18 protein-coding genes and 1 tRNA gene are annotated in these 17,414 nt (G+C 59.2%); 9 read left to right on the forward strand and 10 right to left on the reverse strand.

Annotation, left to right across the window (positions count from 1 at the left end; genetic code table 11):
* Positions 1–5 precede the first annotated feature (5 nt).
* The 7 genes from cyoC (at position 6) to QSK43_RS02580 (ending at position 5,658) form a co-directional block, all read left to right on the forward strand.
* On the forward strand, positions 6–632 hold the full coding sequence (cyoC, locus tag QSK43_RS02550) for a cytochrome o ubiquinol oxidase subunit III (RefSeq protein WP_045015413.1): 627 nt from the start codon (positions 6–8) through the stop codon (positions 630–632).
* Entirely contained in the window at positions 632–1,027 is a 396-nt protein-coding gene (cyoD, locus tag QSK43_RS02555; RefSeq protein ID WP_003514416.1) for a cytochrome o ubiquinol oxidase subunit IV, read from the forward strand. Before cyoC ends, cyoD begins: the two co-directional genes overlap by 1 nt.
* Before the next feature lie 171 nt (positions 1,028–1,198).
* Positions 1,199–1,969, forward strand: coding sequence for an SURF1 family protein (locus QSK43_RS02560; RefSeq protein WP_332302183.1), 771 nt, complete (start codon positions 1,199–1,201; stop codon positions 1,967–1,969).
* Positions 1,970–2,082: 113 nt separating this feature from the next.
* Complete coding sequence (locus QSK43_RS02565; protein ID WP_332302184.1) at positions 2,083–3,303, forward strand: phosphopentomutase; 1,221 nt, start codon at positions 2,083–2,085, stop codon at positions 3,301–3,303.
* Entirely contained in the window at positions 3,300–4,277 is a 978-nt protein-coding gene (locus QSK43_RS02570) for an adenosine deaminase (RefSeq protein ID WP_332302185.1), read from the forward strand. Before QSK43_RS02565 ends, QSK43_RS02570 begins: the two co-directional genes overlap by 4 nt.
* Positions 4,278–4,373: 96 nt before the next feature.
* The gene (gene upp, locus QSK43_RS02575) at positions 4,374–5,003 is read left to right on the forward strand and encodes a uracil phosphoribosyltransferase (RefSeq protein ID WP_045018014.1); all 630 of its coding nucleotides are present in this window, start codon (positions 4,374–4,376) and stop codon (positions 5,001–5,003) included.
* A 133-nt stretch (positions 5,004–5,136) separates the two neighbouring features.
* A complete protein-coding gene (locus QSK43_RS02580) occupies positions 5,137–5,658 on the forward strand; it encodes a TIGR02281 family clan AA aspartic protease (RefSeq protein ID WP_332302186.1) in 522 nt (173 codons plus the stop codon).
* Here the strand turns inward: QSK43_RS02580 and deoA are convergent.
* The 10 genes from deoA to QSK43_RS02630 all read right to left on the reverse strand — a co-directional run bounded on the left by deoA (position 5,651) and on the right by QSK43_RS02630 (position 14,863).
* Positions 5,651–6,967, reverse strand: a complete 1,317-nt coding sequence (gene deoA, locus QSK43_RS02585; RefSeq protein WP_332302187.1) for a thymidine phosphorylase — start codon at positions 6,965–6,967, stop codon at positions 5,651–5,653. The genes QSK43_RS02580 and deoA overlap by 8 nt on opposite strands.
* Positions 6,964–7,737, reverse strand: coding sequence for a deoxyribose-phosphate aldolase (gene deoC / locus QSK43_RS02590; protein WP_332302188.1), 774 nt, complete (start codon positions 7,735–7,737; stop codon positions 6,964–6,966). The genes deoA and deoC overlap by 4 nt, the downstream gene beginning before the upstream one ends.
* A 2-nt stretch (positions 7,738–7,739) precedes the next feature.
* Positions 7,740–8,540, reverse strand: a complete 801-nt coding sequence (locus QSK43_RS02595) for a purine-nucleoside phosphorylase (RefSeq protein WP_332302189.1) — start codon at positions 8,538–8,540, stop codon at positions 7,740–7,742.
* Positions 8,540–8,929, reverse strand: coding sequence for a cytidine deaminase (locus QSK43_RS02600; protein WP_332302242.1), 390 nt, complete (start codon positions 8,927–8,929; stop codon positions 8,540–8,542). Before QSK43_RS02600 ends, QSK43_RS02595 begins: the two co-directional genes overlap by 1 nt.
* A 19-nt stretch (positions 8,930–8,948) precedes the next feature.
* Entirely contained in the window at positions 8,949–9,920 is a 972-nt protein-coding gene (locus QSK43_RS02605; RefSeq protein ID WP_003514401.1) for an ABC transporter permease, read from the reverse strand.
* Position 9,921: 1 nt separating this feature from the next.
* Complete coding sequence (locus QSK43_RS02610; RefSeq protein WP_332302190.1) at positions 9,922–11,028, reverse strand: ABC transporter permease; 1,107 nt, start codon at positions 11,026–11,028, stop codon at positions 9,922–9,924.
* Between the two features lie 7 nt (positions 11,029–11,035).
* On the reverse strand, positions 11,036–12,541 hold the full coding sequence (locus tag QSK43_RS02615; protein ID WP_045018003.1) for an ABC transporter ATP-binding protein: 1,506 nt from the start codon (positions 12,539–12,541) through the stop codon (positions 11,036–11,038).
* Between the two features lie 83 nt (positions 12,542–12,624).
* Entirely contained in the window at positions 12,625–13,617 is a 993-nt protein-coding gene (locus QSK43_RS02620) for a BMP family lipoprotein (protein WP_045018001.1), read from the reverse strand.
* A gap of 213 nt (positions 13,618–13,830) precedes the next feature.
* Positions 13,831–14,481: a peptide-methionine (S)-S-oxide reductase MsrA gene (gene msrA, locus QSK43_RS02625; RefSeq protein WP_045015425.1), complete on the reverse strand. Its 651-nt coding sequence runs from the start codon at positions 14,479–14,481 to the stop codon at positions 13,831–13,833.
* Between the two features lie 64 nt (positions 14,482–14,545).
* Complete coding sequence (locus QSK43_RS02630) at positions 14,546–14,863, reverse strand: hypothetical protein (RefSeq protein ID WP_045018339.1); 318 nt, start codon at positions 14,861–14,863, stop codon at positions 14,546–14,548.
* Between the two features lie 220 nt (positions 14,864–15,083).
* Here QSK43_RS02630 and QSK43_RS02635 point away from each other — a divergent pair.
* Positions 15,084–15,173 (forward strand) — tRNA-Ser (locus QSK43_RS02635).
* Between the two features lie 286 nt (positions 15,174–15,459).
* Complete coding sequence (dnaK, locus tag QSK43_RS02640; RefSeq protein WP_332302191.1) at positions 15,460–17,364, forward strand: molecular chaperone DnaK; 1,905 nt, start codon at positions 15,460–15,462, stop codon at positions 17,362–17,364.
* The last annotated feature ends 50 nt before the right edge of the window (positions 17,365–17,414 follow it).

The following is a 17,414-nucleotide window of genomic DNA, read 5'->3' on the forward strand; positions in this document are numbered from 1 at the left end:
CGAACATGGCTCATACACCTGCACAAAGCGCCGCCGGCGCGGAAACACCGGTCTTCTACCTGAAGGAAGATCATCACCCGGAGAACGGCACCTCGCTGGGCTTCTGGCTTTATCTGATGAGCGACTGCCTCATCTTCGCAACGCTGTTTGCCACCTATGCCGTTGTCGGCCGCAACTATGCGGCCGGCCCCTCGGGTGCGGACCTGTTCGATCTCAAGCTGGTGGCGATCAACACTGCGTTCCTGCTTTTCTCCTCCATCACCTATGGCTTTGCCATGCTGGAAATGGAAAAGCAGAAGGTGAAGTCCACGCTGGTGTGGCTTGGAATTACCGGCCTCTTCGGCCTCGCCTTCCTCGCCGTCGAACTTTACGAGTTCCATCACCTGATCGAGGAAGGCGCCGGCCCGCAACGTTCGGCGTTCCTTTCCGCCTTCTTCGCGCTGGTTGGCACGCACGGTCTGCACGTCACCTTCGGCACCATCTGGCTCGTCACTCTGATGTTCCAGGTCGGAAAGCATGGCCTGATCGCCGCCAACAAGCGTCGCCTGATGTGCCTGTCGATGTTCTGGCACTTCCTTGACGTCATCTGGATCGGCGTCTTCTCCTTCGTTTATCTCATGGGAGTTCTTTGATGAGTTCCGAAGCACACGCACACCATGACGCGCATGGCGACGACCATCACCACCATGATGGCGCCAGCCACGGCACGTTCAAAAGCTATATGATCGGCTTCGTCCTGTCGGTCATCCTGACGGCGATCCCCTTCTGGCTGGTCATGGGCGACGTTCTTGAAAACAAGACCCTGCTGGTCATCGCAATCATGGGTCTCGGCGTCATCCAGATCTTCGTGCACATGATCTACTTCCTGCACATGGACACCAAGTCGGAAGGCGGCTGGACCTTCATGGCGCTGATCTTCACCGTCGTGGTGCTGCTGATCACGCTCTCCGGTTCGCTTTGGGTCATGTACAACATGAACAAAAACATGATGCCGCTGCACATCGAGGATGTGAAAAACCTGCCTTGAGCAGCCATAAATCAACGGCCTGCCGGACCTCCGGCGGGCCGCTTTTTGCGCCAACACATAACCCCATGAATCGTGGCGCGATTTATGGGGTTATTTGCTGGAAGACGCCGCGTGCCGGCAGCCAACAATGCTGCTGCAGCAAGCCGCATGGCCTTGCAAGGACTGTGAACCATGACCGATCTGTCGAAAATCCCCCCGCGCAACCGGCGTATTCGCCCTGCCGCAATCGTCGTCCTGTTTCTGACCGTCGTGCTGACGGGCTTTCTGCTGGCGCTCGGAACATGGCAGGTCCAACGTCTTTCCTGGAAGCTCGGTCTGATCGAACGCGTCGAAGCCCGCGCCCACGCAACCCCCGTCGATGCACCGGCGGCGGCCGGATGGCCGACGCTTGCCGATCCGGCGGAATACGAATATCGCCGCGTGAAACTCTCCGGCACCTTCCTCAACAACAAGGAAATCCAGGTCTATACGGTCAGCGATCTCGGCCCCGGCTATTGGGTGATGACGCCGCTTGCGCGCGACGACGGCTCGAACGTCATCGTCAACCGTGGCTTCGTCCCTTCCGACAAACGCGATCCATCGTCGCGCCGGGAAGGCGAACCAACCGGGCAAGTCGAGATCGTCGGGCTGATGCGTGCGCCGGAAACCGGCGGGCTTTTCCTTCGAACCAACGATCCCGCAAATGGCCGCTGGTACTCTCGCAACATCCCCCAGATATCGCAGGCATCCGGACTTTCCGACGTGGCGCCGTTTTACGTCGATGCCGATGCCACGCCCAATCCGGGCGGCCTGCCGGTTGGCGGCAAAACCATGCTCACCTTCCCCAACAACCACCTGTCCTATGCCATCACATGGTACATTCTGGCGGCCATGGTGGTTGCGGCTGGCTGGTATGTCCTGCGCAATCTCAACGCACCGAAATCGAAACGGAACACGGAGTGAGCAGCCGGTTTTACCGGATGGTTCATAAAATCACTTCCTTCTTCACGTTTTGCTGATCTATAACGATAGCTTGGCCTGACATTGCCCGTCGGCGCATTTTGTTTCGGTGAGTTATGGCAAGAGCATTTCTTCTGGTTCTGGATTCCTTCGGCGTCGGCGGTGCGCCTGACGCGGAGCGTTACGGCGACCTCGGTGCCAACACCCTCGGCCACATCGCCGAATTTTGCGCAGCAGGCGCCGCCGACAAAGCCGGACTTCGGTCCGGTCCCCTGAAACTGCCGAACATGTCCTCACTCGGTCTGCTGGAGATCGCACGACAATCAAGCGGCGACATTCCCGCCGGTATGGAACCGCCGGAGCGCATTTTCGGCCTGCACGGTTCCGCCAGCGAAATATCAAAGGGCAAGGACACGCCATCCGGACATTGGGAGATCGCGGGCACGCCGGTGACCTTCAACTGGGGATATTTCCCGACGGAGGGTGACGCCTTTTCGCCGGAACTGGTGGAGGCCATCTGCCAGCAAGCGGATATTCCCGGCATTCTCGGCAATTGCCATGCTTCCGGCACAGAGATCATCGCGCAGCTTGGCGAAGAGCACATCAGGACCGGCAAGCCGATCTGCTACACCTCTTCCGATTCCGTATTCCAGATCGCCGCTCACGAGACGCATTTCGGGTTGCAGCGGCTCATCGCGTTGTGCGAGACGGTGCGCAAACTGCTCGATCCGCTCAATATCGGCCGCGTCATCGCCCGACCCTTCATCGGCGAGACGGTCGCGACCTTCGAACGCACCGGAAACCGCCGCGACTTCTCCGTTCCTCCACCCGAACCGACATTGCTCGACCGCCTCGTAGAAGCGGGCCGGAAAGTGCATGCGATCGGCAAGATCGGCGATATCTACGCCCATCGGGGTGTCTCGCGCGTCATCAAGGCGAATGGCAACGCCGCCTTGATGGATGCGACGCTGCAAGCCATCGATGAAGCCGAAAACGGCGATCTCGTCTTCACCAATTTTGTCGATTTCGACATGCTTTATGGCCACCGCCGCGACGTTGCCGGTTATGCGGCGGCCCTTGAGGCCTTCGATGCGCGCATCCCCGAAATCCATCGCAAAATGGCGCCGGGCGACATCGCCATTCTTACCGCCGACCATGGTTGCGACCCGACATGGCGAGGCACGGATCATACACGGGAAAGGGTGCCGATCATGGCATTCGGGCCGGGCATTCGTTCCCGCGATATCGGCGTCCGTTCAAGCTACGCCGATATAGGCGAAAGCATCGCCCACCATCTTGGCATCGAAGCCGGTTCACACGGCAGGAGCTTCATTTGACATCGCATTTGCTGAAAGCGGAAATTCACTGCCACCTCGAAGGGGCGGCGGCGCCCGCGCTTGTCGCGAAACAGGCGGAGAAATACGGCATAGATACCAGCGGCTTCCTGCGCGACGGCCGATATGTCTGGTCGGATTTTGCGCAATTCATCCAGTGCTACGATGCGGTGGCGCAGGTGTTCAAGACGGATGAGGACTATGCGGTTCTGACCGAAACCTATCTGACCGAACTTGCCGAGGTCAACACGATCTACAGCGAACTGATCATCTCGCCCGACCATGGCGACCGCATCGGGCTTGGCGCAGATGCCTATCTCGCCGGTATCGCCGAAGGCATTCGGATCGCGAAAGAAAAGACCGGCATCGAGGCCCGCATCATCGTCACGGGTGAGCGGCATTTCGGCCCTGAAAGGGTAATCGCGGCGGCCGAATATGCGGCGCGCGCCCGGCATCCGCTGGTGACCGGCTTCAATATGGCGGGCGAGGAGCGCATGGGCCGTGTTGCCGATTATGCCCGCGCCTTCGACATCGCCCGCGATGCCGGCCTCGGACTGACCATCCATGCGGGTGAGGTTTGCGGGCCTGAAAGCGTTGCCGATGCGCTCGATCTCGTCAAGCCGGCCCGCATCGGCCACGGCGTGCGCGCCATCGAAGACGCTGCGCTCGTCGCCCGACTGGTTGAGACGGGAACGGTTCTGGAGGTCTGCCCCGGATCGAACATTGCCCTCAGCGTTTATCCTGATTTCGGCAACCATCCGCTCAAGGCGTTGCGCGACGCCGGGGTGCGCGTCTGCGTCAGTTCCGACGATCCGCCATTTTTCTTCACCTCGCTTGCACGGGAATACGCGCTTGCCGCGGACGCATTCGGCTTCAGCGATACCGAGATCAATTGCATGACCCGGACCGCACTGGAATGCGCCTTCGTGGACGAGGAAACGCGCGACCGGCTGCTCGCAAAACTCGATTGTGCCTGACACGGCGGTTCGCGGGGTAAAACCGCGAAGAAGGCTTGCGAAAAGCGCACTTTCGGTGAATTACAGGGGCACAGGATAAAAAGGAAGGCCAGTTTCATGGACGGCGTCACAGTCATCGAACATCCGCTGGTGCGGCACAAACTTACCATCATGCGCAAGAAGGAAACTTCCACGGCCGGCTTCCGCCGCCTGCTGAGGGAAATCTCGACGCTGCTCTGCTATGAAGTGACGCGCGACCTTGAAATGACGATGGAAACCATCGATACGCCGCTCGAAACCATCGAGGCGCCCGTACTGGAGGGCAAGAAGCTGGTTTTCGCCTCCATCCTGCGCGCCGGCAACGGCCTGCTGGAAGGCATGCTCGAGCTCGTGCCTTCGGCACGCGTTGCCCATATCGGCGTCTATCGCGATCACGATACGCTGGAAGCCGTCGAATATTACTTCAAGGCTCCCGAAAGCCTCGACGCGCGCCTTATCATCGTCGTCGATCCGATGCTGGCGACCGGCAATTCCTCCATTGCCGCTGTGGAAAAACTGAAGGAACGTGGTGCGAAAAACATCCGCTTCCTGTGTCTGCTGGCCGCACCCGAGGGCATCAAGAATTTCCGTGAAGCGCATCCCGATGTGCCAATCTACACTGCCGCAATCGACAGCCACCTGAACGAAAAGGGCTATATCGTTCCCGGCCTCGGCGATGCCGGTGACCGTATGTACGGCACCAAATAACACCGTTCATCATCGCTTAACCGTTTGAGCCATTCGCCGTATTGAACGCGGCGAATGGCTTTTTCTTTTAAGATTTCAGCATGTTTTGCGTCTATTCTGCGCGGACAACTCTGCCTTTTTCAGGAGCGACAACTTGCTGGCGCGCACGATTTTTCTGCTTATCGGTCTTTCGGTCGGCGCCACGCAGATTCCGGCGCTGGTGGAAAGGTTTCAGCCAGGCCCGGCTACTGAGGCTGAAAAATCCCGGGTGAAACCAGAAGCAGCCAAACCCGAACCCGTTTCGCTGGGTGGCGTCAACTTGAAAGCGGACGCACGCGGCCACTTCAACGCCGCCTTCCGCATCAACGGCAAACCTTTCGACGGGCTTGTCGATACCGGCGCATCCATGGTTGCCATCAACGAGACAATCGCCCGGCGGCTCGGTTTCGGCGTCAACAGCCTCGACTACAAATATGCAATCTCGACTGCCAACGGCCAGACCATGGCGGCCTATGTGAAGCTCGACCGGGTAGAAATCGGCGCGATCCGCGTTCAGAATGTCGATGCCATGGTGCTGAAGGACAATGCGCTGAGCAACATGCTGATCGGCATGAGCTTCCTGAAGCAATTGTCGTCTTTCAAGGTATCGGGCGGCGAGATGCGGCTGGTCAGGTGATCCGCTCAAGGACCACAGGGCTGGTCTCTGTTGCAGCGTCAGCAATCCCGTAACAGGCCGCAATCCTTTTGACGGCGCGTTCCGCTTCTTCCTTCGAAGTCGCATAGACGCTGGCGATAGGTTCGCCGTTTTCCACGTTCGTGCCGAGCGGCAGAATGTCCGAGATGCCGACGGAAGGATCGATCCTGTCGGACGGCTTTCTTCTGCCGCCGCCAAGCTCGACGACGACCATGCCGAGATCCCGCGTTGCGCAGGAGGTAAGCCAGCCGCTGCGCTCTGCCGGAACCGGAAGAATGACCGGTGCGGATGGCAGGTAATCGAATGGGCGTTCAACGAAATCCGAAGGCCCGCCAAGCGCTGCCACCATCTTCGCAAAGACTTCCATGGCCCGGCCGGAGGAAAGAGCGGCGACAGCCAGAGCCTCGCCTTCATCCAGCGTGGCGGCACTGCCAGCCTGCACCAGCATTTCCGCCGCAAACGACAGGACCGCCTTTTCAAGACGGGTCTCCGCCTTGCGGCCAGCCAGAAAGTCCAGGCAATTGACGATTTCGACCGCATTGCCCGCAGCATCGCCAAGCGGCTGGTTCATGTCGGTTATCAGGGCCGTCGTCGGCAAGCCTGCACCATTTGCCACATCGACCAGCGCACGGGCCAGATTGCGGGCATCCTCCACACTCTGCATGAAAGCGCCGTTGCCGACCTTTACATCCAGAACCAGTGTCTGCAGCCCGGCTGCAAGCTTCTTCGACAGGATCGAGGCGGTGATCAGCGGTATGGAATCCACCGTCGCGGTCACGTCGCGAATGGCATAAAGGCGTTTGTCGGCGGGGGCGAGATCGCCCGTCTGGCCGATGATGGCGCAGCCGACCGTCTTGACGGTTTGTCGAAACAAGGTCTCGTCTGGCATCACATCGTAACCGGGGATCGCTTCCAGCTTGTCGAGCGTGCCGCCGGTATGGCCAAGGCCCCTGCCGGAAATCATCGGCACGGCGAGACCGCAAGCGGCGACAATCGGCGCAAGCATCAGGGAAACATTGTCACCGACACCGCCGGTCGAATGTTTGTCTGCCACGGGCCTGCCGATATCGCTCCAGGACAAAACGTCGCCGCTGTCGCGCATGGCAAGCGTCAGCGCCACCATCTCGTCACGGTCCATACCGCGGAAAAACACCGCCATGGCGAAAGCGGCGGCCTGCCCTTCCGATATGCCGTCCTTCGAAAGCGCATCGATAAAGGCGGCAATCTCCTGCGGCTCCAAAGACAGGCCATCGCGTTTGCGGCGGATGATTTCCTGCGGGATCAAGCTCAATACCCGCTGGCAATCTTGGCCGGTTCGCCACCGGCCAGCACGTTCAGTATGTCATCGAGAACGCCCGAAGCGCCAAAACGAAAGGTCGATGGCATGGCCCAGTCGGGGGCCATGATGGTTTCCGCCAGCCGCAGGTAAAGCGTGGCGTCTTCCACCGTACCGATGCCGCCGGCGGGCTTGAAACCCACCTTCTGCCTGCTGTCGCGGATCGCCTGCAACATGATGTCGGCCGCCTCCAGGGTGGCGTTGATCGCAACCTTGCCTGTCGAGGTCTTGATGAAATCAGCCCCTTCGGCAATGGCGAGTTCGGAGGCGCGGCGAATAAAAATCTTGTCCTTCAGCTCGCCCGTTTCAAGAATGACCTTGAGCAGCACAGGCGCGACGCAGACCCTGCGCACGGCGGCCACCATCTCGGACACCGCGGTTTCATCGCCAGCTATGAATTTGCGATAGGGAATGACCAGGTCGATTTCATCGGCACCGTCGCGGATCGCCACTTCTGTTTCCGCAACCACGGTCGCGACATCCTGATCACCAGAGGGAAAGTTGACGACGGTTGCGATGCGGATCGTGTGGTCTTTGCCGAACGCAGCCCGCGCCTGCGCCACGAAACGCGGCCATATGCAGATCGCAGCCGTATTGCCAAATTCGGTATGCGCCCGTTGGCACAGGGCGGCAATCTGTTGCGGAGTGCAGTCTTCGTTGAGGTTGGTCAGGTCCAGCAAGGACAATGTGAAGGCAGCCGCTTCGCGCGGACGCTGGAGTTCCATGGTCACGCTCCTCCTGCAATCATTTCCTTCAAGATAGCGGCAAGCCTTTTGCCACCCACCGGAGCCATGTCCTTGGTTTCCTCATGGCTCAGTTCCGCACCGGTCATGCCGGCACCGTAATTGGTAATAACCGATGCGGCGGCAACACGCATCCCGAAAAAGCGGGCAAGGATGACTTCCGGCACGGTGGACATGCCAACGGCATCCGCGCCAAGGAGCCGCGCCATGCGGATTTCCGCCGGCGTTTCGAAGCTTGGGCCGGAAAACCACATATAGACACCGCCGAACAAAGGTACTGTCGCACGGATTGCGGCATTGCGCATGGCAAGCATCAAGTCCGGATCGTAAGCCGTGGTCATGCCGACGAAGCGGCGGTCGCTTTCCTCGCCGATCAGCGGGTTCATGCCGGAGTAATTGATGTGATCGGTGATCTGCATGACCGAGCCGGGCGGTATGTCCTGCCTGACCGAGCCTGCCGAGTTGGTGAGGATGAGCGACTGCACGCCGAGACCGGCGAGTGCTCCGATGACCGCGCGCATGGCGGCCGGATCGCCCTTTTCGTAATAATGCACCCGGCCGGAGAGCATCATCACCGGCTCACCGCCGAGATAACCGGCCACCAGTTCGCCCGCATGGCCGGAAACGCCGCTTGCAGGGAAACCGGGAAGCTCGGCATAGGGTACGCGGATCGGATCGCTGACCTCGTCCACCAGCGATCCCAGACCAGACCCCAGAACGATGGCGACGCGCGGCATCAGACCATTCAGCCGCTCCACCAGAATATCGATCAGGGTATCTGTCATTAAAGCAGCTCGGTCTTGAAGCTGGCGGGCAAGAGTTCTTCCATGGTCATGACCTTCTGGACACCGGTTTCGTCGCAGAGATAGATTTTCGTATCCGGCGAGGCGAATTCGGCGATCTTCTGCCGGCAGCCGCCGCAGGGCGGGCACAGCGCAAGCTTTTCGGCGATGACGGCGATTTCGCTGATCTTCTTTGCTCCGCCCATGATCATGGCGCTGATGGCGGAAGGCTCCGCGCACCAACCCTGCGGGAAGGAGATATTTTCGATATTCGCGCCCTTGTAGATTTTCCCGTCTTCGGCGCGGATCGCCGCACCGACCGGAAATTTCGAATAAGGCGCATGGGCGAAGGCCATGGCCTCAACCGCCGCCTCGAACAACTGATGGGACATCTGGTCACGGGACATGGATTTAACGCTCCTTCGCATAGGCAACGCCACCGGCCTTGGGCGGCTTGGCGACGCCGATGAAACCGGCAAGCAGGATGCAGGTCAGAATATAGGGCATGGCCTGGAAAATCTGCACCGGCACCTCGCCGATTCCAGGCACTGATTTGCCCTGCATGAAATTGGCGAAGGCATCCAGAAAACCGAACAGCAGGCAGGCGAACATGACCGGCACCGGTTTCCATTTCGCGAAGATCAGCGCAGCCAGCGCTATGTAACCCTTGCCAGCCGACATGTTGGCGATGAAGGCCGCCGATTGCGCAACGGCAAGATAGGCGCCGGAGAAACCGCACAGAAAACCGGCGACGATGACGGCCCGGTAGCGCATCCATGTCACCGAAATGCCGGCCGTATCGACAGCGCCCGGATTTTCACCGACGGCGCGCAGGCGCAGGCCAAACCGGGTGCGGTAAAGCACCCACCAGGACAGCGGCACCGCCAGAAAGGCGAGATAGGTGAGGATATTGTTGCCGGAAATGACATTGGCATAGAGCGGGCCGATGAAAGGCACCTCACGCATCGCATCCGCGCCGGGCAGGATGATCGGCGCAAAACGACCCTCGCCCGGCAATTGCGGCGTGCGACCGCCCTGCCCGAACCAGGCCTGCCCCAGAACAACCGTCAGACCGGCAGCGATGAAGTTGAGCGCCACGCCCGATACGATCTGATTGCCGCGATTGGTGATGACGGCAAAGCCATGGATCAGCGAGAACAGGATGGAGACGGCAATACCCGCCAGCAGACCGGCCCAGGGGTTTGCGGTCAAATAGGCGACACAGGCGGAGGCGAAGGCCGCCGCCAGCATCTTGCCTTCAAGCCCGATATCGAACACGCCCGCGCGTTCGGAAAACAGCCCGGCAAGCGCCGTGAACAGAAGCGGGATGGTGAGACGGACGGTCGAGCCGAGAATGCTGACCAGCATATCGAAAAAATCCATATCAGCTCCCCTTTGCCAAACGCTGGTAAATGCGGACGATCATCGGCCGGTACATATATTCGAGCGCACCGGCGAACAGGATCACCAGACCCTGGATCACCACGATCATCTCGCGGGTAATGTTGGGCATCTCAAAAGAGAGATCCGCACCGCCCTGATAGAGGATGCCGAACAGCAGCGCCGAAAACAGAATACCGAGCGGGTGACTTCGCCCCATCAGCGACACGGCGATGCCGACGAAACCCGCACCGCCGACGAATTCCACCTGCAGGCGGGCGGAAGCACCCATGACCGGGTTCAGCGCCATCATGCCCGCCAGACCGCCGGAAATGAGCATGGCGATGACGACGGTGCGCGCATAGGGAATGCCGGCATAGATGGCGGCGGAAGGGCTGACGCCGAGCGTGCGCATCTCATAACCGAGCTTGGTGCGCCAGATCAGCACCCAGACGAGAAAACACATGACCAGCGCGATGAGGAAGGACACGTTGAACGGCGCCGGCCCGAGCTTGAGGCCGAACAGCGCCATCAGCCAGTCGAGCTTCGGCAATTGACCGCCGGCCAAGAAGGTGCGCGTTTCCGGCGCCATCTTGCCCGGCACAATCAGCACGTTCACCAGCAGATAGACCATCAGGGCCGCTGCGATGAAGTTGAACATGATGGTGGTGATGACGACGTGGCTGCCGCGTTTTGCCTGCAGCCAGGCCGGAATGAAGGCCCAGGCAGCGCCGAAAACCGCAGCGCCGATAACGGCAAAAGGCATCGTCACATACCAGGGCACATAACGGTCGAGCGCCAGCGCCACCAGCGCAGCACCCAGCCCGCCAATATAGGCCTGCCCCTCGGAACCGATATTGAACAAACCGGCATGGAAGGCGACCGCGACGGAGAGGCCGGTGAAGATGAAGCTCGTCGTGTAAAACAGCGTGAAGCCGATGGCATCGCCACGGCCGAGCGCACCTTCGATCAGCAGACGAAGCGCCGCCAGCGGGTTTTCACCGATCGACCAGACGACAAGGCCGGAAATCAGAAATGCGGTGATGACGTTCAACAGCGGCAACAGGCCGTAGCTGATCCAGTTTGGTAGGGGTACGGAAGCGGTACTCATTCATGCCTCATGCGGCGATGCCGGCCATCATCAGGCCCAGCGTCTGTTCTTCGGCTTCCGCCGTTTTTTCTCCAACGACACGCCCGGAGAACATGACCATGATCCGGTCCGAAAGGGAACGGATTTCATCGAGCTCGACCGAAACCAGCAAAATCGCCTTGCCGGCATCGCGCATTTCAATGATGCGGCGATGGATGAATTCGATGGCGCCGATATCCACGCCACGGGTGGGCTGGCCGATGATCAGCATCTTCGGGTCACGCTCGATTTCGCGGGCGACGACGATCTTCTGCTGGTTGCCGCCGGAAAAATTGGCGGTCTTCAACTGCGGGTTCGGCGGACGGATATCGTATTTCTCGATCATTTCGACCGCACCCCTGCGGATGGCGTCGGGGTTTAGGAAAGGTCCCTTGCCGTAACGCTCGTCGTGGTGATAGCCGAGGATGGAATTTTCATATTCCTCGAATTTCAGCACCAGGCCCATATGGTGGCGGTCCTCCGGGATATGTGCGAGGCCGAGTTCGCGCAAAATCGCCGGATCCGGGCGATCCACCTTCTGCCCGGCCACCCATATCTCGCCCGAATGGGGCTTGCGGATGCCCGCGATCGCTTCCAGAAGTTCGGACTGGCCATTGCCCGCCACACCGGCGATGCCGACGATTTCACCGGCGCGGACATCGAGCGACACATCATCCACCATGGTGACACCACGGCTGTCCTTGACGGTGAGATTGCGGACGGAAAGAAGAACCTCGCCCGGCGTCGTCTCGCCCTTTTCCACCCTGAGCAGCACACGACGGCCGACCATCAGTTCGGCCAGTTCCTCGACGCTGGTTTCGGAGGTTTTGCGGGTCGCCACCATTTCGCCGCGGCGCATGACCGAGACGGAGTCCGTGATCGCCATGATCTCGCGCAGCTTGTGGGTGATGAGGATGACGGTCTTGCCCTGCTCGCGCAGGACGCCGAGGATCTTGAAAAGGTGATCGGCCTCCGCAGGCGTGAGAACACCCGTCGGCTCGTCGAGAATGAGGATTTCGGCGCCGCGATACATGGCTTTCAGGATTTCGACGCGCTGTTGCAGGCCGACCGGCAATTCCTCGATCACCGCATCCGGATCGACTTCCAGCCCGTAATCGTCCTCGAGACGCTGCAACTCCCTGCGTGCCGAAGCCCGGCCCTTCGCAAGCGATGCGCCACCTTCCGCGCCCAGCATGACGTTTTCCAGCACGGTGAAATTTTCCACCAGCATGAAATGCTGATGCACCATGCCTATGCCTGAATTGATCGCGGCCTGACTGTCGCGGATCGTGATCGGCGCGCCATTCACCCGGATTTCGCCAGCATCGGCCTGGTAAAAACCGTAGAGGATCGACATCAGGGTCGATTTCCCCGCGCCGTTTTCCCCGATGATGCCGTGGATCGTACCCTTGGCAACGGTCAGATTGATATTCTTGTTAGCGTGAACGGCACCGAATTTCTTATCGATGCCCACGAGTTCGATTGCAGGGTCCATACTCAAACCGAAACCTCTCCGAAGGCTGGATATGAAAAGGGCGCAAGGTGAAAAATCACCACGCGCCCCCGACACATATCATATCATTTCGGGCAGGAATTATCCGCCATGTAGTCGTGAACCTTGACGGTGCCGGCAATGATGTCGGCCTTGGCCTTATCCACGGCGGCAGTCATCTCGGGCGTGATCAGAGCCTTGTTGTTGTCGTCAAGCGCGTAAGCAACGCCGTCTTCCTTGACACCAAGTGCAACGACGCCGGGGGTGAACTTGTCATCCTTGGCATCCTTGTAGGCGTTGTAGACAGCCAGATCGACGCGCTTGACCATCGAGGTCAGAACAGAGCCGGGATGCAGGTGGTTCTGGTTGGAATCCACGCCGATCGAGAACTTCTTGTTGTCGGCAGCGGTCTGCAACACGCCAATACCGGTCGCACCGGCTGCCGCGTAGATCACGTCGGCGCCCTGGTCGATCTGGTTCTTGGTAAGTTCACCGCCGCGCACCGGATCGTTCCAGGCAGCACCCGTGGTACCGGTCATGTTCTGGAAAACTTCGATCTTGTCGTTGGCCGCCTTGGCGCCCTGCGCATAACCGCAGGCGAATTTGCGGATCAGCGGAATATCCATGCCGCCGATGAAGCCGACCTTGCCGGTCTTGGAGGCCATGCCTGCCAGAAGACCGACGAGATAAGAGCCTTCGTGCTCCTTGTAGACGACGGAGCGGACATTCGGCAGCTCTACGACGGAATCGACGATGACGAACTTGGTGTCCGGGAATTCGGCAGCAACCTTTTCCATGGCCGAGGTCCAGGCGAAGGATACGGCAACGACCGGGTTGAAGCCCTTGCTCGCGAAGTTGCGGATGGCCTGCTCGCCCTGCGTGTCGCTCGTCGGTTCAAAATCGCGGAACTCGATGCCCGTTTCTGCCTTGAACTTTTCAGCGCCAGTCGCAGCGGCTTCGTTGAACGACTTGTCGAACTTGCCGCCCGTGCCATAGACCAGCGCCGGCTTGATATCGGCGGCAAGCGCGGAAGCCGACATCGCGGCAAGCGCAAAAAGTGTCAGAAGGGATTTTTTCATTGTGCAGCCCTGTTGTTGCAATTGATATTTTAAGGGTCCTCCCGCAACCCGTTGACCGGGATTGTCTGCGGAACCGCCAGCCGTTTCCCCGGCTGTGCTTGGCGCATATCCTTGCATGGCTCAATGAAAAATTCATCCGGTTTTTTTGACCCGGTGGAAAAACTTTATTCTGGCGCTTTTTTGGTCTTTCCGCCGGGTCGACCTGCAAAAAATCTAGTCGATATTGCAGCTTACGCCCGTTCCCCTGAGGCCGCAGTAGCCACCCGGGTTCTTGGCAAGATATTGCTGGTGATAGTCTTCGGCATAATAAAACGTTTCAAGCGGTCCGATTTCAGTGGTGATGGCGCGGCCATGGCCCGCCTCGTCCAAAGCCTGCTGAAAAGCGTCGTGCGCCTTCTGCGCCTGCTGCAACTGGCCTTCGGTATTGGCATAAATAGCGGAACGATAGGTCGTGCCGACGTCGTTTCCCTGCCGCATCCCTTGAGTCGGATCATGCTCCTCGAAGAATATTTTAAGCAGGCCCGACAGCGAGATCACAGCCGGATCGTAGACGACCTTGACCACTTCGGCATGACCGGTTTGGCCGGTCGTCGTCTCGTGATAGGTGGGGTTGGGGGTGAAGCCGCCGGCATAACCCACCGCCGTCACCCACACGCCCGGCGTTTTCCAGAACAGCCGTTCCGCGCCCCAGAAGCAGCCCATGCCAAGATAGATGGTTTCGAAACCATCCGGATAAGGCCCTTTCAAGGGCCGGCCATTGACGAAATGGGTTTCAGGCACGGCAAGCGCCTCTTCACGGCCGGGCAAAGCCGTCTCTTCGGTCGGCATCGTCGTCTTTTTTGAAAGCGTATCGAACAGGAACATTCGGTCCTCCGTGCGGCCAGTTCCGCCGCTTGTCATGTTTCACATCTGCGGGCGCCGTTCCCCGTCAGACTGGTGAGCGCCTCATCATTTTGCGCTTCCTGTAACCGGCCATCCAGCAAAGCAGGGACAGCGCGAGGAAAAAAGCAAATGCGGGCAGTCCCGACAGGGCATTTTCAATGAAGCGCCACGCTTCAGGGTGAATATAGTGAGCCATGGCCGCTTCCACCATGGTGCGCGAGGCAGGAAGAAGATAGTTCCAGACGGACAGGATGCCGGTGATGTTGACCGAGGATGTGGAAACCGAGCGGATCGAATCGAGCACGCCGAGGAAAACCGCCGCAATGAGGAGAAGAAAGCTCAAAAACCGCAAAAAAGCTTTCATCAGGACACCTCGGTTAAGGCCCATCGCTTCGACGGCCACATTCTGAAACATATATTGCATCGATAAAGGTGGGAAAACCGGTTTGCAATCGCATTGGAACGCAGGAAATTGCCGACAATTCAAAAAACTGTCAGATTCGTGTTGATCCCTGCGAATTCATCGGTATATATCGCGCCGTTCCAGTGATTTGCATTCTTCAAAACATGCAGATTTGAAAAAAGGACAGGTGGCCGAGTGGTTTAAGGCGCACGCCTGGAACGCGTGTGTGCGTGAAAGCGTACCGTGGGTTCGAATCCCACCCTGTCCGCCATTTCACCTCATCCTCACCGATACAACCAATCTTTGCCATTGCCCGCGAAACGTGCCGTCAAAGTCGCGTTTTTCCGCTCGCGCGAGCGTTGGTGGCTATGCTTCTGCACAGACAAGGGTTTCATCCGCTTTTTTGCTGCGCTTCACCCTCTCTTGCGCCTTGCAGCAGGAAAAATCGCTCCTTATATACGCCGCAGAACTGCAGCGAATACTGCAAATCCAAGTCAAGGAGTTGTCAATGGAATGCCTCACGGGGTTCCGACATCTCGCTTCAAGGAGAGAAGAGCATGGCAAAAGTAATCGGTATCGACCTTGGCACAACCAATTCCTGCGTGGCGGTGATGGATGGCAAGGACATTAAGGTGATCGAAAACGCGGAAGGCGCGCGCACGACACCGTCCATGGTGGCATTTTCCGACGATGGCGAACGCCTTGTCGGCCAGCCGGCAAAGCGCCAGGCGGTCACCAATCCGACCAACACCCTGTTTGCGGTCAAGCGCCTCATCGGCCGTCGTTACGAAGACCCGACCGTCGAGAAGGACAAGGCCCTCGTTCCCTTTGAAATCGTCAATGGCGACAATGGCGACGCATGGGTGAAGGCGCAGGACAAGAACTATTCCCCTTCGCAGATTTCCGCGATGATCCTTCAGAAGATGAAGGAAACGGCTGAATCCTATCTCGGCGAAAAGGTCGAGAAGGCCGTCATCACCGTTCCGGCCTACTTCAACGACGCACAGCGCCAGGCAACCAAGGATGCCGGCCGCATCGCCGGTCTTGAAGTCCTGCGCATCATCAACGAGCCGACTGCGGCCGCACTCGCTTATGGCCTCGACAAGAAGGAAGGCAAGACGATCGCCGTTTACGACCTTGGCGGCGGCACCTTCGATATTTCCGTTTTGGAAATCGGCGACGGCGTTTTCGAAGTGAAGTCCACCAATGGCGATACCTTCCTTGGCGGTGAAGACTTCGACATGCGTCTGGTCGAATATCTGGCCGGTGAGTTCAAGAAGGATCAGGGCATCGACCTGAAGAACGACAAGCTCGCTCTGCAGCGCCTCAAGGAAGCTGCCGAAAAGGCGAAGATCGAACTTTCGTCCTCGCAGCAGACCGAAATCAACCTGCCGTTCATCACGGCTGACGCTTCCGGTCCGAAGCACCTGACGCTGAAGCTGACCCGCGCCAAGTTCGAAAGCCTGGTGGACGATCTGGTGCAACGCACTGTCGCCCCTTGCAAGGCAGCCCTCAAGGATGCCGGCGTTACCGCTGCCGAGATCGATGAAGTCGTTCTCGTCGGTGGCATGAGCCGCATGCCGAAGGTGCAGGAAGTCGTCAAGCAGCTGTTCGGCAAGGAGCCGCACAAGGGCGTCAACCCCGATGAAGTGGTTGCCATGGGCGCCGCCATTCAGGCCGGCGTTCTGCAGGGCGACGTCAAGGACGTTCTGCTGCTCGACGTGACCCCGCTGTCGCTCGGCATCGAAACGCTGGGTGGCGTCTTCACTCGTCTGATCGATCGCAACACGACGATCCCGACGAAGAAGAGCCAGACCTTCTCGACCGCCGAAGACAGCCAGTCGGCCGTGACCATCCGCGTCTCGCAGGGCGAACGCGAAATGGCACAGGACAACAAGCTGCTCGGCCAGTTCGACCTCGTCGGCCTGCCGCCGGCGCCGCGCGGCGTTCCGCAGATCGAAGTGACCTTCGATATCGACGCCAACGGCATCGTGCAGGTTTCGGCAAAGGACAAGGGCACCGGCAAGGAACAGCAGATCCGCATCCAGGCCTCCGGTGGTCTGTCTGACGCCGACATCGAGAAGATGGTCAAGGACGCCGAAGCCAATGCCGAGACCGACAAGAAGCGTCGTGCGGGCGTCGAGGCGAAGAACCAGGCCGAAAGCCTCGTTCACTCCACCGAAAAGTCGGTGAAGGAATATGGCGACAAGGTTTCCGAAACCGACCGCAAGGCCATCGAAGACGCCATTGCCAGCCTGAAGACCGCCATTGAAGCTTCCGAACCGGATGCAGATGACATTCAGGCCAAGACCCAGATCCTCATGGAAGTTTCCATGAAGCTCGGTCAGGCCATCTACGAAGCGCAGCAGGCCGAGACCGGTGATGCTTCCGCGGAAGGCGGCAAGGACGACGTCGTCGACGCCGACTATGAGGAAATCAAGGACGACAAGAAGTCCGCTTAATCGCGTGGCTTCCCGTCTCCTGTCGATATATGCAAGACATCCGGCTGCCG

Source organism: Rhizobium sp. GR12, assembly GCF_036596185.1.
Taxonomy (GTDB): Bacteria; Pseudomonadota; Alphaproteobacteria; order Rhizobiales; family Rhizobiaceae; genus Agrobacterium; species Agrobacterium nepotum.

Bases quoted from the DNA above. Each gene is read 5' to 3' on its own strand.
- cyoC (WP_045015413.1), top strand. From the start codon at position 6: ATGGCTCATACACCTGCACAAAGCGCCGCCGGCGCGGAAACACCGGTC.
- cyoD (WP_003514416.1), top strand. From the start codon at position 632: ATGAGTTCCGAAGCACACGCACACCATGACGCGCATGGCGACGACCAT.
- QSK43_RS02560 (WP_332302183.1), top strand. From the start codon at position 1,199: ATGACCGATCTGTCGAAAATCCCCCCGCGCAACCGGCGTATTCGCCCT.
- QSK43_RS02565 (WP_332302184.1), top strand. From the start codon at position 2,083: ATGGCAAGAGCATTTCTTCTGGTTCTGGATTCCTTCGGCGTCGGCGGT.
- upp (WP_045018014.1), top strand. From the start codon at position 4,374: ATGGACGGCGTCACAGTCATCGAACATCCGCTGGTGCGGCACAAACTT.
- deoC (WP_332302188.1), bottom strand. From the start codon at position 7,737: ATGGAACTCCAGCGTCCGCGCGAAGCGGCTGCCTTCACATTGTCCTTG.
- QSK43_RS02595 (WP_332302189.1), bottom strand. From the start codon at position 8,540: ATGACAGATACCCTGATCGATATTCTGGTGGAGCGGCTGAATGGTCTG.
- QSK43_RS02600 (WP_332302242.1), bottom strand. From the start codon at position 8,929: ATGTCCCATCAGTTGTTCGAGGCGGCGGTTGAGGCCATGGCCTTCGCC.
- QSK43_RS02605 (WP_003514401.1), bottom strand. From the start codon at position 9,920: ATGGATTTTTTCGATATGCTGGTCAGCATTCTCGGCTCGACCGTCCGT.
- QSK43_RS02610 (WP_332302190.1), bottom strand. From the start codon at position 11,028: ATGAGTACCGCTTCCGTACCCCTACCAAACTGGATCAGCTACGGCCTG.
- QSK43_RS02615 (WP_045018003.1), bottom strand. From the start codon at position 12,541: ATGGACCCTGCAATCGAACTCGTGGGCATCGATAAGAAATTCGGTGCC.
- QSK43_RS02620 (WP_045018001.1), bottom strand. From the start codon at position 13,617: ATGAAAAAATCCCTTCTGACACTTTTTGCGCTTGCCGCGATGTCGGCT.
- msrA (WP_045015425.1), bottom strand. From the start codon at position 14,481: ATGTTCCTGTTCGATACGCTTTCAAAAAAGACGACGATGCCGACCGAA.
- QSK43_RS02630 (WP_045018339.1), bottom strand. From the start codon at position 14,863: ATGAAAGCTTTTTTGCGGTTTTTGAGCTTTCTTCTCCTCATTGCGGCG.
- dnaK (WP_332302191.1), top strand. From the start codon at position 15,460: ATGGCAAAAGTAATCGGTATCGACCTTGGCACAACCAATTCCTGCGTG.